This is a genomic window from Qipengyuania sp. NPDC077410 (genome assembly GCF_044543405.1).
Lineage (GTDB): Bacteria > Pseudomonadota > Alphaproteobacteria > Sphingomonadales > Sphingomonadaceae > Qipengyuania > Qipengyuania pacifica.
This window is the reverse complement of sequence record NZ_JBITWB010000001.1, coordinates 602,484-616,934: the sequence shown is the minus strand read 5'-3', so window position 1 is coordinate 616,934 and position 14,451 is coordinate 602,484. Positions and strand designations below refer to the sequence as shown.

Below are 14,451 nucleotides of genomic sequence, written 5' to 3'. Positions count from 1 at the left end.
AGCCTCGTAATCATGGGTGTGATGGAGATCATCGGCATAGCGGGGTGCGTGAGCCTGCTGGCGGGATGGCGGCTCTATCTGTGCATCTTTGCAACGGGGCTTGCCATGCGGATGAATGCGCTACCCTTGCCCGAGCATCTTGCCAGTCTCGACGTCTTGGCGAACCCATGGGTTATGTGCATTGCCGCGCTGGCGGCAATTGTAGAATTCCTTGCCGACAAGGTGATGTGGCTCGATACTGCCTGGGATGCCGTTCACACCATTGTCCGGCCGATCGGCGGGGCGCTACTGGCGCTGGCAATCATCGATCCGTCCGACCCCGGTACGCAGGTTATCGCTTTTCTGCTGGGTGGCGGCGCGAGCCTTGCTGCCCATGCAGGTAAAGCCGGCGCCCGCGGAATGGTCAACGCCAGCCCCGAGCCAGTCAGCAATGTTACCGTATCGACAGCGGAAGATGTGGCGACGGTCGGACTTTTGTATCTCGCTTATGAATTCCCGCTGCTGGCCGGCGGGATTGCACTGTTCCTGCTGGCCCTGACCATCACGCTACTCGTGATTATCCGGCGGGCCATTGGCAAGGTGCTGGCGCGGCGCAGACCGCCGCCGCCAGCGTGATCTGCCTCAGCCGTGCGCGGCGATGAATTCCTCTACCACCGGAGCGATCTTCCCGCGCCACTTGCTGCCGTTGAAAATGCCGTAATGGCCCGCGCCTTCCGCCATGTAATAACGCTTTTTCCTGTCCGACAATTTGGGCGTCAGGTCGAGCGCGGCCTTCGTCTGGCCGAGACCTGAAATATCGTCACGCTCGCCTTCGATCGCGAGCAGAGCGGTCGCTGTAATGTCGGCAAGATCGACGGGTTTGTCGCGATGGACGAAAGTCCCGTTGGGGAGCGAATGCGTCTGGAACACTTCCTCCACCGTCTGGAGATAGAATTCCGCGGTCATGTCGCAAACGCTGCGATACTCGTCGTAGAAATCCTTGGTGGCCTGAGCGCTCTCGTCGTCGCCCACGGTGAGGTGTTTGAACATCTCGTAATGGCTCATCATGTGATTGCCGAGGTTCATGCTCATGAACCCGGCAAGCTGCATGAAGCCGGGATAAACGCGTCTTCCGGCCCCGCGATACTGCATCGGCACTGTGGCGATAACGCTGTGGCGGAACCATTCGATCGGACGTTCCATGGCGAGATCGTTGACGCTGGTCGGTGAACACCGCGTGTCGATCGGCCCGCCCATCATGGTCAGCGTCTTGGGGGTGCAGGGATGCTTGTCGGCGTTCATGATCGCAGTCGCAGCGAACACCGGTACCGATGGCTGGCACACAGCCATTACGTTTGCGCCGGGCCCGATGTGTTCGAGATAGGCGATGACGTAATCGATGTAATCATCCAGATCGAATTCGCCTTCGTGCAGCGGAACGGTCTTGGCATCCGCCCAGTCGGTTACGAAAACGCGATAGTTTTCCAGCATCCGTTCGACCGTGCCGCGTAGAAGAGTAGCGTAATGCCCGCTCATCGGCGCGACTACCAGAAGGCGCGGAGCATCTTCGGGCAAATCTTCGCGATAGAACTCTTTCAGATCGCCGAACGGCATGTTGACGACCGTTGATTCGATGACCGGATGGGGTTCGCCGCCCGCGTCAACGGCTTCGATGTTCCATGCCGGCTTGCCATAAGTGGCGGTGGCATGCGCGAACACTTCGAGTGCGCTCGCCGCGATAGGGCCGATATTCATGTAGCCCATGGGGCCTACGTAATTCAAAGGATTGGCTGGATTGTTCAGCATTTCCACCCCGATCGAGGCGAAAGTGCTGGCCGAATTGAGCCAGCTGCGCTGGAGTTCATGGGCGTGGTAAAGCAATGCGTATCCCCTGCTGACCCGGCCTTTTTTCTTGTCTCGTACCGGGCGAAAGACAGCTATCCTGCCTTTCCGGCATCTCTTGTGCAATGCACAAATTACCAAATTGTGCCTTCGCGCATGCAGCAGTGTGGATTTTCCGCGTCCGCCCACCTAACTGAATGCCATGGGATCCAAGGACGATACCGAAACCGAGGGCCGCGGACGTTTTTCGCGTAAGCGGGCGGCCAAGGACAATCCGCGCGAACGCTCTCTTCGCCCCTTGAGGATGGTTTATCGTGCCGGCGCCAATTATCCCGGGCACGTCGCGTTGGCTCTGGTTGCTCTGTGCATTACCGCCGCCGCGACGCTCGCCATTCCGGCAGGCTTCAAGCTGGTGATCGATCGCGGATTTGCCGATGGTGCCGATCCGGGCAACATGGCGCGCTGGTTTCAGTATCTTCTCATGATCGTGGGCGTCCTGGCGATTGGCACGGCCATGCGGTTCTATTTCGTGAGCTGGCTGGGTGAACGCGTTGTCGCCGACATTCGGCTGCGTGTGCAGGAAAATCTGCTGCGACTGGCGCCGGGTTTCTATGAAGAGAACAGTCCGAAAGAAATCTCCAGCCGGATGACCAGCGATACGACGCTGATCGAGCAGGTGGTGGGCACAACCGTATCGGTTGCGCTTCGTAATCTTCTCATGGCGATCGGCGGGACGGCGTATCTGTTCTGGCTCGTGCCGGGGCTCACCATGGGGCTGCTCCTGCTCATCCCCGCAATCATTATTCCCATAACCATATTCGGACGGCGGCTGCGCAAGGTGTCGCGCACCAGCCAGGATCGGGTGGCCGATATCGGCGCGATGGTCACCGAAGTGCTCTCGGCCATGAAGATCGTTCAAGGTTTCAACCAGGAAGGCCGCGAGCACGGTCGGTTCCAGGAGGCGGTCGAGCGTACCTTCTCCGTCGCGAGGCGCCGGGTCATGATCCGCGCAGCCATGACTGCTGTCGTCATCCTGCTGGTGTTCGGCGGAATTACCCTGCTGGTCTGGCGGGGCGCGCAGGCTGTAAGCGAAGGAACGATCACAGGCGGGACGATTGCGGCTTTCGTCTTGACGGCAGGCCTCGTCGCCGGCGCCATCGGAGCGCTTACCGAGGTATACGGGGACTTGTTACGCGGTGCGGGCGCGGCAAGTCGCCTGTCCGAATTGCTCGATGAAAAGCCTGTGATTACCGCTCCTGCCCGTCCGCAGGAACTACCCGTTCCCCCGCGGGGCGGGCTATCCTTCCGCAATGTGACTTTTCGTTACCCCACACGGCTGGAAGCTCCGGCAATCACTGATTTCAGTCTCGAAGTTGAGCCAGGAGAGACAGTTGCCATCGTCGGGCCTTCGGGTGCAGGCAAGTCGACGATTTTTCAGCTGGCCGAGCGGTTCTACGATCCGCAGGCAGGATCCATCCGCCTCGACGGAATTCCGCTAACGGGCGCTGACCCCGCCGAAGTGCGGCGTCGTATCGCCTATGTACCCCAGGAAGGGGTTCTCTTCAGCGCCAATGCACGCGATAATCTGCGCTATGGAAATTGGGACGCAAGCGAGGAACATATCTGGGCAGCGGCGCGCGCTGCCAATGCGTCCGGCTTCCTGCAGAAACTTCCGCAGGGCCTAGATACCTATCTCGGGGAAAGCGGTACTCAGCTGTCTGGCGGTCAGCGTCAACGCATAGCCATTGCCCGCGCTTTGCTGCGCGATGCGCCGATCCTGCTGCTTGATGAGGCGACCAGCGCGCTGGACGCGGAAAGCGAACGCCTGGTGCAGGATGCGCTGGAACATCTGATGGAAGATCGCACCACGCTGGTTATTGCGCATCGCCTTTCCACTGTTCGTGCAGCAGACCGTATCGTGGTGATGGAAGATGGCCGGATCGTCGAACAGGGAACGCACCAGCAGCTTTCCTCGAACGGCGGTCTCTATGCGCGGCTGGCTTCGCTCCAATTCGGGCTCGAAAGCGCCTGATCCTTCTGCGGACTGCCCGTGCGCTCCGATGAACCGCTTCGCCGCTACGACCAAACGTGTTAGATCGCGAGGCCTGAGGCCCGTTCGGGCCGGTCGCATTGAATCTCGGGAGAATGCAGAAATGATCCGTACCATGCTTGCCGCTGGAGCGAGTGCGCTTGCGTTGACGCTGGCCGCACCTGTTGCCGCACAGGACGAAACCGATACGCCCCTACCCACGATGAGCTTCGGCGAATGGGGTTTCGATCCCGCCTATATCTCGCAGGACATCGAGCCGGGCGACGACTTTTTCGCCTATGCGAACCAGAAGTGGCTCGAGGCCAATCCGCTCCCTGCGGAATTCAGCCGTTTCGGCGCATTCAATCTGCTTCGTGAAAAGTCGACGAGCGATGTTCAGACGCTGGTAAACGAGCTTCTTAAGAAAGACGCTTCCACTCTCTCGGCCGATGAGAAGCGCATTGTCGATGCGTACAATGCCTACCTCGATACGAACAGCATCGAGGCCGCGGGTCTTACCAACATCAAGCCCTATCTGGACGCGATTGACGGCGCGGAAACCCCGGCAGCGCTCGCCTCGCTCTGGGCAACGCCTGGCTATGCTTCGCCCCTAGGCGGTTATGTTTCTGTCGATGCGAAAGAACCGAGCCGGTACTCTGTCTATCTGGGGTCGGGTGGCCTGGGTCTCCCGGATCGCGATTATTATCTCGACGACAGCGAGAAGGGCCGCAACATCCAGGCCAAGTATCGCGAATATCTGGCGTTTCTGCTGGGTGAAGCGGGCTATGCGGATGCTGCCGGCATGGCCCAGAAAGTGTATGATTTCGAAGACACCATCGCCCGCACCGTAAGCTGGGACCGTGCAACGCGGCGCAACCGGGACCTCACCTACACGGCTCTGACACACGCCCAGGTGGACGAACTCGCCAATGGCTTCCCGCTCGAGACCATGCTGCAGAAGATGGGTCTTGGGCAGACCGATCGTTTCATCGTGAGCGACATGCCGCCGAGCGCCGAACGCGCGGCGGAACTCGGGCTGGACGAAGCGACGCTGGCGAAGATCGGCGGAGGCACTCCGGCGATGACATCGCTCATCATGAATACGCCTGTCGATGTATTGCAGGCGTGGACGGCCAAGGAGATGCTGGAAAACAACGCGGCGATCCTGCCCAAGCGGTTCGACGATGCCGATTTCGCTTTTTACGGCACTTTGCTGCAGGGCACGCCCGAACAGCGCCCGCGTTGGAAGCGCTCGATCGCGGCTACCGAAGGCATGCTCGGCGAACTCGTCGGCAAGTCCTATGTCGAACGCTATTTCCCCGCAGAGAACAAGGCCGCAATGATCGACCTGGTCAGCAATCTGCGCAAGGCGCTAGCCGAAAGCATCGATGAAATCGACTGGATGAGCGATGCGACCAAGCGCGAAGCTATGGCCAAGCTCGACAGCTTCGATCCAAAGATCGGCTATCGCGATAATCTCGAGACCTATCCGGATCTCGCTATCACAGCCGGCAATCCGGTTGCGAACAGCATGGCGGCCGCCGAATGGGGCTGGCAGGACATGGTCTCCAAGCTCGGCCAGCCGATCGACCGGACCGAATGGTTCATGCTGCCGCAGACGGTGAATGCCTATTACAACTCGACCAAGAACGAGATCGTGTTTCCCGCTGCCATCCTGCAGCAGCCCTTCTTCGGCATAAGTGCCGATGATGCGGTGAATTACGGCGGCATCGGCGCTGTAATCGGCCACGAAATGGGCCACGGCTTCGACGATCAGGGTTCCAAATCGGACGCAACCGGCATGCTTCGCAACTGGTGGACCGACGCTGACCGCCAGGCTTTCGACAAGCTCGGAAACGCAGTAGTCGCGCAATACGACCAGTTCTGCCCGCTCGATGACGGCGAAACCTGCGTGAACGGACGGCTCACGCTTGGCGAAAATATCGGCGACCTTGGCGGACTGAGCCTTGCCTACCGCGCCTACAAGCTATCGCTCAACGGCCAGGAAGACGAAGTCATCGACGGGCTCACCGGCGATCAGCGCTTCTTCCTGGGCTGGGCGCAGGTCTGGCGCTCGCAGCAGCGCGAGGACGCCGCTCGTCAGCGTCTGCGTACCGACCCGCACAGTCCCGAAGAATACCGGGTCAACGGCGTCGTGCGCAATATGGACGAATGGTACGAAGCTTTCGGCGTGACGCCGGATGATGAACTCTACCTTCCGCCGGAAGAGCGCGTCCGTATCTGGTAAAGCCCGGTTTGCCGGTAATCTGCCATGGGGCGGAGCGGGTCGCTTGACTTGCTCCGCCCTTTCTTCATGGACGCATGCGCATGAACGATTATCTCACCGCGATCTTCCTCGGCATCGTCGAAGGACTGACCGAATTCATCCCGGTATCCTCGACCGGACATCTCATTCTCGCTACCGAATTGTCGGGCGCCGATCCGAGCGAATGGGCGATGTTCAATGTGGTGATCCAGCTCGGTGCCATTCTGGCGGTGGTGTATCAGTATTGGGGCACGTTCTGGTCTGCTGGGATGGGCGTTCTGCGGCGCGAGCGGGAAGGTCTCATGTTCGCCCGCAACATTCTGCTCGGCTTTCTGCCCAGCGCCGTTATCGGCTTCACGCTTTACGAAAATTTCGAGGCCATGCTCGGCAATCCCGGCATCGTCCCCTGGGCGCTGATCGCTGGCGGTATCGCCATCATCGTGATCGAACGGCTCGCCAAACCGCGTGAGGACGGTCAGGGTGTTGCCGATCTGTCTTTGACAAAGGTTCTGGCGGTCGGTTTCGCCCAGTGTCTGGCCATGGTGCCGGGCGTCAGTCGTTCGGGCGCAACCATCATGGGCGCGCTGGCCATGGGCATCAACCGCAAGACCGCAGCGGAGTTTTCATTCTTCCTCGCCGTGCCAACTATGGTTGGGGCGACCACCTTGGAAATGGCGACCAAATACGACCAGTTGATGGCCGGTGCGACGCGCGTGGGCTGGGACGAAATCGCGATCGGCTTCGTCGTGAGCTTTATCGTCGCGCTCTTCGTGATCCGAGCCTTCGTCGCTTTCGTCAGCCGGAACGGTTTCACGCCCTTTGGCTGGTACCGGATTGTTGCGGGCACAGCGGCGCTGCTGTGGCTCGGCCTCGTGTAGCAGGTGTTGCAATATTGCGGCACCAATGTTTCCATTCGGCAGATTTGGCGGAACCTTTGCCCGCCTGCGCGTTTTTCCAATTCGTATGAAACGCAAATGTAAGTAGGCACCGATGGGTTTGTTGATCCTGATTGTCGTGGGCGCTCTTCTGGGATGGTTGGCAACAATCATTCTTCGTATCGAGGATGGTCGCGGCATTTTGGCCAATGCACTGATCGGCGTGCTCGGCTCGCTGGTAACCGGTCTTATCGCCGGAAACGGGGCGATTTTCGGCACGGTAAGTGGGACAGCCCTACTGTGGGCCGTGCTTGGATCGGTTGTCGCCATCGGGCTGTTCAATCTCGTACGACAGCGCGCTTACAGCTAAACCGGTCCCCCGATATCTTGGGGTTTCCCGACGCGTCCCGGTCTTTTGCCGAGGCGCTTTTCTTGCTTTGCTCAATACGTTCGACCGTGAATGGAAAAAGACGGGAACTCGCATCTGTCCGGCCCGTTCATCACATTCTCGCCGCATTTCGTTTACGGCGTTAACACGGCGTCGCCATTGCGGCGCGATACAAGGTCAAGGGGAATACACATGAAATTCACCAAAGCTTCGCTCGTCGTTTCGGCTGCCGCTCTTAGCCTCGGCCTCGCCGCTTGCGACGGCCCGAACGAAAACGCCATGGAAGATGCCGGCGAACAGCAGGCAGAAGCCGTCAACGAACGTGTTGATGCCATGGAAGACGCTGGTACGATCAGCGACGCACAGTCGGACGCTATCACCGACCAGGCAGAAGATAAGGCAGATGCCATGGAAGAGCAGGGCGAAGCCATGGATGATGCCCAGGGCATGTAAGCTCTGAGTTATTCTAACGAGAACGGCCCCGGAGCGATCCGGGGCCGTTTTCTTTTAAACAGGCTTTGCGCCGGACCCACGACCGCCGCGCAGAGTATATTCCAAAGTGCCCCGGTTTACCACGTAGTCGACGTCGATCACCGCCGTATTGGCGTAGGTGAAACCGGGCCCCAGGTTCCGATAGAGCTTGTCGAAATCGCGCTCTACTGTCTGGCGGTAAAGATCCTCGAAGCTTTCGATGACGAAATATGTCGGCTGCAAATCGCTGATGACATAATCGGTGCGCATCACACGATCCACATTCAGCATGATGCGGTTGGGGCTTTCCGCCTCGATTGCGTAGACCACCTCGGTCGGGCCCGACAGAATGCCGGCGCCATAAGCCTTGATGCCGTCTTTCTCCTCGATCAGCCCGAATTCCACCGTGTACCAGTAAAGCGAGCCCAGTGCCTTGAGGCGATTGTGCCGCATGGCTTTCCAACCCGCGCGGCCATATTCCTGCATATAGTCGGCATAGACCGGATCGGTCAGCATCGGGACATGCCCGAATACGTCGTGGAAGACGTCGGGCTCCTGGATGTAATCGAAGGTTTCGCGCGTGCGGATGAAATTACCCGCAGGAAACCGGCGGTTGGCCAGATGCCAGAAGAACACATGATCAGGGATGAGCATCGGCACCGGAACGACGCTCCACCCGGTCAAGGCGGTCAGGTCTTCCGAAAGCTTGCCGAATTCCGGCACACCGCCGCGATTGAGATTGAGCTTCTGTAGCCCGGCCATGAAAGCGCTCGCTGCCCGCCCCGGCAACACGCCCATCTGGCGCTCGAACAGATCGTTCCAGATTGCATCGTCATCGCTATCGTACTGCGTCTGCTGGGGCTCGAGCCAGTCGTCGCCGACATGATCCGGCTTCTTCAACGGTGCGGTGAATACCTCTGCCGGAAGGTCGGGTAGCCGGCTAAAGTCCTGTTCGGTTTCTTCGAATGTAGCCATATTGTTGCTGTTGATACTAGCATTGCGTTCACCATTCAAATCCGGCGCGGGAAAACCATGAAAAAGAGCGATTACGAAGCCGAGTTGGCGCCGATGAAGGCCGAACTTGTCGGGATGGCACGCTGGGCGCGCGCGACGGGTCAGCGGATCGTGGTCCTGTTCGAAGGGCGGGATACCGCAGGGAAGGGCGGCGCCATCCGCGCCGTGTCCGAACCACTGAACCCCCGCCAGTGCCACATCGTAGCGCTGCCGAAGCCAACGGATACGCAGCAGACCCAGTGGTATTTTCAGCGTTATGTCGAACATCTTCCCAGTGCCGGAGAAATCGTTCTGTTCGACCGCAGCTGGTACAACCGGGCCGGGGTGGAAAAGGTGATGGGCTATGCCGAGGAAAGGCAGGTCGGCGCTTTCCTTTCACAGGCGCCAATATTCGAAAAGCAGTTGGTCGATGATGGAATACTGTTGTTCAAATATTGGCTGACGACCGATCAGGCCCGGCAGGAGGAGCGGCTGCGAGAACGGCTCGATGATCCGTTAAAGCGCTGGAAGCTGTCTCCAGTCGACTTGGCAGCACGGGACAGGTACGAGGCCTATACCGAAGCGCGCGAAGCCATGCTGTCCGCCACGCATACGGAGTGGGCCCCGTGGACATTGGTGGATTTCAACGATCAGAAGCGTGGTCGGTTGACGCTGGTGCGCGATCTGCTCGATCGGCTTCCCGATACGAATGTGCCGCCCGAAGATATAGAACTGCCCGAACTCGGGCACGAACCGCTGGCGGAACGTTACACGGTGCTTCAACCTATCGCAGACTATCCGGTGAACTAAACCAGGCTGGCAGAAGCTTTCGTCACCTCACGCCCGTCGGTTGCGAAACCACCCATTTCGATTGCCTCTCCCCTACCCCGCATGACGAGATGCAGGGGCTCGCCCACTATTGCGGGGCTGACGCCACGAAAGGAGAAGCTCGCCAGACGGTTCTCGGCGAAACTTCCTGCAGCAAATTGCAGCAGCAAGCTCGCAATCAGCGGCCCGTGGACGACCAATCCACGATAGCGCTCTACATCGCGCGCATAGGGTGCGTCGTAATGGATGCGATGGGTGTTGAAGGTGAGGGCGGAAAAACGGAACAGCAGCCGCTCGTCGGGAGTGGCGATGTGGTGAGCCTCCCATGCGGAAGGATCGAAGATTTCGCCTGTCGGCTCCGGTGGAACCAGAGGCGCCGCGCTATCCTGCGCATCCAGGTAGACGAGCGTTTGCCGTTCGGTCACTGCCAGTTGCCCGTCGGCGCCGGTCTCGTGGTCGATGTCGACGAAAACCAGATCGCCCCGGCTTCCGGACTTGGCTTCGATGGAAACCACGCGGCTCACGCGATCTATGGCCGAGCCTATGGATATGGGGGCGTGAAACCGGATGGCACTCGATGCCCACATGCGCCTTGGCAAAGGCACTGGCGGGAGGAAGCTGGCCGGACTGTCCTCGCGCGAAGGGTGACCGTCCGCGCCAAGTTGGCCTGTTCGCGCCTCGGGCGTGCACAGGCAGAGGTGAATGCCCTGCGGCATCGCATCGCCCGGGGGGGCATCGCGGTCGAAGGTTGCGCACCAGCGCGCGGCAAGCGGCGGGTCGAGCTGGTCGGCACTGCGCTGCTCGCGCCCGATCCAGTCCGACCACTCAGTCGTCATGCAGCGCGCTCGAATACCGCAGCCATGCCCTGACCCCCACCGATGCACATGGTTTCAAGCCCATAGCGGGCTTCGCGGCGTTGCATCTCGTGCGCCATGTCCGCGAGGATGCGGATGCCGGTCGCGCCGATCGGATGGCCAAGCGATATGCCGGAGCCATTGACGTTGACGATCTCGCGTCGGCTGTCGTCTTCGCTGAAGCCCCAGCCCTTCATCACGGCGAGCGCCTGAGGGGCAAATGCCTCGTTGAGCTCAATCAGATCGATATCGTCCCAGCCGAGACCGTTCCTCGCGAACAGCCGTTCGACAGCCGGGACCGGCCCGATACCCATGCGGCTGGGATCGCAGCCGGCCGCGCTCCACGAGTGGAACCAGAGAATGGGCTCGAGGCCTAGTTCCTCGACCTTGTCTTCGGCGACGACGAGGCAGGCCGCCGCCGCATCGTTCTGCTGGCTGGCGTTGCCGGCCGTCACGATGGCATCCGGGTCGCGCTTCACATCGATGGCGCGCAGGGCCCCGAGCGTTTCGATGGTTGCGTCGGAGCGGAAGCCCTCGTCCCTGGCGAAGACGAGCGGATCGCCCTTGCGCTGCGGGATTTCCACCGGGACCAACTGGTCATCGAACTTGCCTTCGTCCCATGCGCGGGCGGCGTTCTGATGGCTGCGCGCAGCGAAGGCATCGGCTTCTTCGCGCGTAATGCCGTAATCCTTGGCGAGGTTTTCCGCCGTTTCGATCATGCCGGTGATGACGCCGTACCGTTCGATCGGCTGGCTCATCAGGCGGCCGCGGGTCAGGCGATCCCACAGTTGCAGGTCGCCGAGGCGGGAGCCGTGACGGGCCTTGGTCGTGTAATGTTCGACATTCGACATGCTTTCGACACCGCCGGCCAGCACGCAATCGGCGACGCCGGTCTGCACCATCATGGCGGCCGTTGCGACGGCCTGCAGGCCCGACCCGCAGCGGCGGTCCAGCTGGAAGCCGGGGACTTCTTCCGAATAGCCTGCCGCCAGCCAGCTCCAGTGGCCGATGGCCGGCGCTTCGCCGCTGCCATAGCCTTGGCTAAAGACGACATCGTCGACGCGCGTAGGATCGATCCCGCTGCGTTCCACCAAAGCCTTGATGATGATGGCGCCAAGCTGCCCGGCCTCGAGCGGGGCAAGAGTGCCGAGAAAGCGCCCGACTGGGGTTCTGAGCGGCTTGCAGATGGCTACGCGGCGGTTAGTCGTCATGGGTCAGTCCTTGTCAGAAAGGCGGGCGATGCCCCGGTCGACGAGATCGCCGATGGCGCCGGAGGCGAGGCCGAGGCGGTCGGCCAGGACTTCCTCGGTGTGCTGGCCCAAGTAGGGAGCGGCCCGGGGCAATCCTGCATCGAGGGTGGGGATGTTGGCGAAACTGCGGGTTGCGGGGTATTCGAAGCCGCTGGGGTTGGCCGGCGAGGGGCCGAAAAGAGGATTTTCCGTCACCAGTTCCGCATCGTTGGCGGCTTCGTGCATGGTACGATAGCGCTCGAACGTGGTACCGTGCTGCGTCAGACGGTCCGACAACGCATGCCAATCATACGTTTGACTGCGGGTGCCGAACAGCTCGAACAGTCGGTGCCGGTGTTCGAAACGCGGCCGATCACCGTCGGCGAAGCGCACGTTCAGTTCGTTTTCGAGTTCGGCGATCTCATCGGTGAGATCGAAAGCGGCGACGAGGCCGTCCCATTGCTTGGCCGTCAACGCGGCGACCATGAAGCGCACGCCATCGCGGCTGCGGAAATCGCGCCCGAAAGCGCCCCAGATGGCATTGCCGAGCCGTTCGCGGTCGCCGCCGCGATAGAGCATTTCGGCCATGGCGCCGCTATTGGCCATGGTGCCGATGGCGACATCGCCGAGCGGCACGCGGATTTCGCTGCCCTCGCCGCTCGCGTCGCGGTGGCGCAGGCCCGCGAGCAGAGCGAAAGCGCAATAGGCGCCGGTGACGAAGTCCCAGGCGGGTAGCACCTGGTTGACCGGCGGCGCGGTGGCCGGGTCCCAGTCTTCCGGGCCGCACATGAGCGGGTAGCCGCTGGCGGCGTTGACGGTGAAGTCCATCGCCTGCCGGCCATCGTGCCAGCCTATGATGCGCACGCTGACCAGATCCGGACGCCTGGCAGCGATGGCGCCATGCGAAAGGAAGCTCTTTTCCGGCAGGTTGGTGATCAGATTGCCAGTCTTCACCGACAGTTCGACCAGCAATTCCCGCCCTTCGCCGCTGCGCAGGTCGAGCGCGACGGATTTCTTCGCCCGGTTGAGATTTTCCCAGCTGAGCGAACGGCCTTCCTTCGTCAGCATGTAGCGATCGTAATCGAGCCCGCCCGCCTTGTGATCGACGCGGATGACTTCCGCCCCCATCTGCGCGCAGTACAGACCCGCCGTCGGCGAGGCGACGAAGCTCGACGCCTCGATGATGCTCAGACCCGATAGAAGGTCGTACATTCCCTAAAGGCCAGCGGCGTAATCGCGCAGCATGTGCTTGGCGATCTGCAGCTGGAGAATCTGCGTCGTACCTTCGTAGATGCGGTAGATGCGGGCATCGCGGAAGAAGCGTTCCGCATCATATTCGGCGAGATAGCCGGCCCCGCCATAGACCTGCACCACGCGGTCGACCACGCGGCCGCACATTTCGGAGGCGAAGACCTTGAAGGCGGCGGCATGCTTGACCGTGTTTTCGCCCCGGTCGACCCGCGCCGTGACGTCGGCCATCATCGCTTCGGCGGCGTAGATTTCGGTCCAGCTTTCGCTGAGCATCTGCTGGATCAGCTGGAAATTGGCGATCGGTTCGCCGAAGGCCTGACGCTCGCTGGCATATTTGATCGCGCTGTCGAGCGCGCGGCGGGCGTAGCCCGTGCTGGCCGCGCCGACCGAGATGCGGCCATTGTCGAGGCTCATCATGGCAAAGCGGAAGCCCTGCCCGGTCTCGCCGCCCAGCAGCGCATCGCCCGGCACATGCACATCGTCGAGCATGACATCGGAGATATGGCTGCCGGCCTGACCCATCTTGTGATCCGGGCTGCCGGTCGACACGCCGGGCGTGTCCATGGACACGATGAAGGCGGAGACATGCGCGTTCTTGGGCAGCGCGTCCTTTTCCGTGCGGGCCATGATCAGGCCGACATCGGCATGCGGCGCATTGGTGATGTACCGCTTGGTGCCGTTGAGGATCCAGCCATTGCCATCGGGATCGGGCCGGGCGGTGGTCGCCATGGCGGCGCTGTCGCTGCCGGAACCGGGTTCGGTCAGGCCGAAGCAGGCAATCGCGCCATTGGCGATCCGGGGCCACCATTCGGCCTTCTGCGCATCGGTCCCGCCGTTCTTGATCGCCGAATTGAACATGCCGACATTGATCGAGAAGATCGACCGGTAGGCAGGCGCGGCATAGGCCATGGTCTTCACGACCTTGGCATATTGGGTGCAGTTCAGGCCCGCGCCGCCATATTCTTCCGGCACGGTGAGGCCGAACAGGCCCATATCCTTCATTTCGGTGATGATTTCATCGGGAATGCGGTCATCGGCGATGACCTGCTTTTCTGCCGGGAGCAGCCGTTCGCGAACGTAGCGTTCGAGCTGTTCGAGGAACTGGTCGAAGATGTCGGCATCCATGCCGGGATTGACGGTGTCGGTCATTCGGTAGCTCCATTTTCCGGACCGCCGGTTGCGCGCGTATCCGCGCCAGCGGGCATGGCATCTTCTGCGTCGGCAGCGAGTGTCCCGTCGCCTGCAGCGGGGACCGCGTCGTCCGGCAGGCGCCGCTGTTCGATCATTTCGGCAGCGTCGTCGAGCGCTTCGGCTTCGCTTTGCGAGACCGCTTCGACCGGCTGGTCATCATCGTAGCCCGAACAGGCGGACAGCGCAGACAGCGCGGCAAGAAGGGGGACGAGTCGTTTCATTGGCGCGGAAGCTAGGCGCTATCGAACGCCGCGC

General features: G+C 61.2%; 14 protein-coding genes. 7 read left to right on the top strand and 7 right to left on the bottom strand.

Translation table 11 applies throughout. The features are described 5' to 3' along the window. Positions 1-12: 12 nt before the first annotated feature. The gene (locus ACIGGE_RS03065) at positions 13-615 is read left to right on the top strand and encodes a DUF4126 domain-containing protein (protein WP_397489396.1); all 603 of its coding nucleotides are present in this window, start codon (positions 13-15) and stop codon (positions 613-615) included. Positions 616-621: 6 nt separating this feature from the next. On the opposite strand, the gene ACIGGE_RS03060 is transcribed toward ACIGGE_RS03065, so the two are convergent. Continuing rightward, positions 622-1,860 carry a polyhydroxyalkanoate depolymerase gene (locus ACIGGE_RS03060; protein WP_397489395.1) on the bottom strand — a complete coding sequence of 413 codons (1,239 nt, stop codon included), beginning with the start codon at positions 1,858-1,860 and terminating at the stop codon, positions 622-624. Positions 1,861-2,125: 265 nt separating this feature from the next. On the opposite strand from ACIGGE_RS03060, the gene ACIGGE_RS03055 reads away from it, so the two are divergent. The 5 genes from ACIGGE_RS03055 to ACIGGE_RS03035 all read left to right on the top strand — a co-directional run bounded on the left by ACIGGE_RS03055 (position 2,126) and on the right by ACIGGE_RS03035 (position 7,832). Further along, positions 2,126-3,853, top strand: coding sequence for an ABC transporter transmembrane domain-containing protein (locus ACIGGE_RS03055; RefSeq protein ID WP_397489922.1), 1,728 nt, complete (start codon positions 2,126-2,128; stop codon positions 3,851-3,853). Between the two features lie 121 nt (positions 3,854-3,974). Beyond that, positions 3,975-6,098: a M13 family metallopeptidase gene (locus tag ACIGGE_RS03050; protein WP_397489394.1), complete on the top strand. Its 2,124-nt coding sequence runs from the start codon at positions 3,975-3,977 to the stop codon at positions 6,096-6,098. Between the two features lie 80 nt (positions 6,099-6,178). Beyond that, complete coding sequence (locus ACIGGE_RS03045; protein ID WP_369828439.1) at positions 6,179-6,994, top strand: undecaprenyl-diphosphate phosphatase; 816 nt, start codon at positions 6,179-6,181, stop codon at positions 6,992-6,994. A 112-nt stretch (positions 6,995-7,106) separates the two neighbouring features. Continuing rightward, entirely contained in the window at positions 7,107-7,361 is a 255-nt protein-coding gene (locus ACIGGE_RS03040; protein WP_196847131.1) for a GlsB/YeaQ/YmgE family stress response membrane protein, read from the top strand. Between the two features lie 210 nt (positions 7,362-7,571). Then, complete coding sequence (locus ACIGGE_RS03035; RefSeq protein WP_103023977.1) at positions 7,572-7,832, top strand: hypothetical protein; 261 nt, start codon at positions 7,572-7,574, stop codon at positions 7,830-7,832. 54 nt (positions 7,833-7,886) lie between these two features. On the opposite strand, the gene phhA is transcribed toward ACIGGE_RS03035, so the two are convergent. Then, positions 7,887-8,825, bottom strand: a complete 939-nt coding sequence (gene phhA, locus ACIGGE_RS03030) for a phenylalanine 4-monooxygenase (RefSeq protein ID WP_103023978.1) — start codon at positions 8,823-8,825, stop codon at positions 7,887-7,889. 57 nt (positions 8,826-8,882) lie between these two features. Here phhA and ppk2 point away from each other — a divergent pair, with 57 nt between their 5' ends. After that, positions 8,883-9,653, top strand: a complete 771-nt coding sequence (gene ppk2 / locus ACIGGE_RS03025; RefSeq protein ID WP_397489393.1) for a polyphosphate kinase 2 — start codon at positions 8,883-8,885, stop codon at positions 9,651-9,653. On the opposite strand, the gene ACIGGE_RS03020 is transcribed toward ppk2, so the two are convergent. From ACIGGE_RS03020 to ACIGGE_RS03000, 5 genes are read right to left on the bottom strand one after another with little or no spacing between them, the layout of a single operon-like run. Continuing rightward, positions 9,650-10,507 carry a MaoC family dehydratase N-terminal domain-containing protein gene (locus ACIGGE_RS03020; protein WP_397489392.1) on the bottom strand — a complete coding sequence of 286 codons (858 nt, stop codon included), beginning with the start codon at positions 10,505-10,507 and terminating at the stop codon, positions 9,650-9,652. The two genes, ppk2 and ACIGGE_RS03020, sit on opposite strands and share 4 nt — an antisense overlap. Beyond that, positions 10,504-11,736, bottom strand: a complete 1,233-nt coding sequence (locus ACIGGE_RS03015; RefSeq protein ID WP_397489391.1) for an acetyl-CoA C-acetyltransferase — start codon at positions 11,734-11,736, stop codon at positions 10,504-10,506. The genes ACIGGE_RS03020 and ACIGGE_RS03015 overlap by 4 nt, the downstream gene beginning before the upstream one ends. 3 nt (positions 11,737-11,739) lie before the next feature. Then, a complete protein-coding gene (locus ACIGGE_RS03010; protein ID WP_397489389.1) occupies positions 11,740-12,966 on the bottom strand; it encodes a CoA transferase in 1,227 nt (408 codons plus the stop codon). A 3-nt stretch (positions 12,967-12,969) separates the two neighbouring features. Further along, complete coding sequence (locus ACIGGE_RS03005) at positions 12,970-14,154, bottom strand: acyl-CoA dehydrogenase family protein (protein WP_397489388.1); 1,185 nt, start codon at positions 14,152-14,154, stop codon at positions 12,970-12,972. Next, entirely contained in the window at positions 14,151-14,417 is a 267-nt protein-coding gene (locus ACIGGE_RS03000) for a hypothetical protein (protein ID WP_196847126.1), read from the bottom strand. The genes ACIGGE_RS03005 and ACIGGE_RS03000 overlap by 4 nt, the downstream gene beginning before the upstream one ends. Positions 14,418-14,451 lie beyond the last annotated feature (34 nt).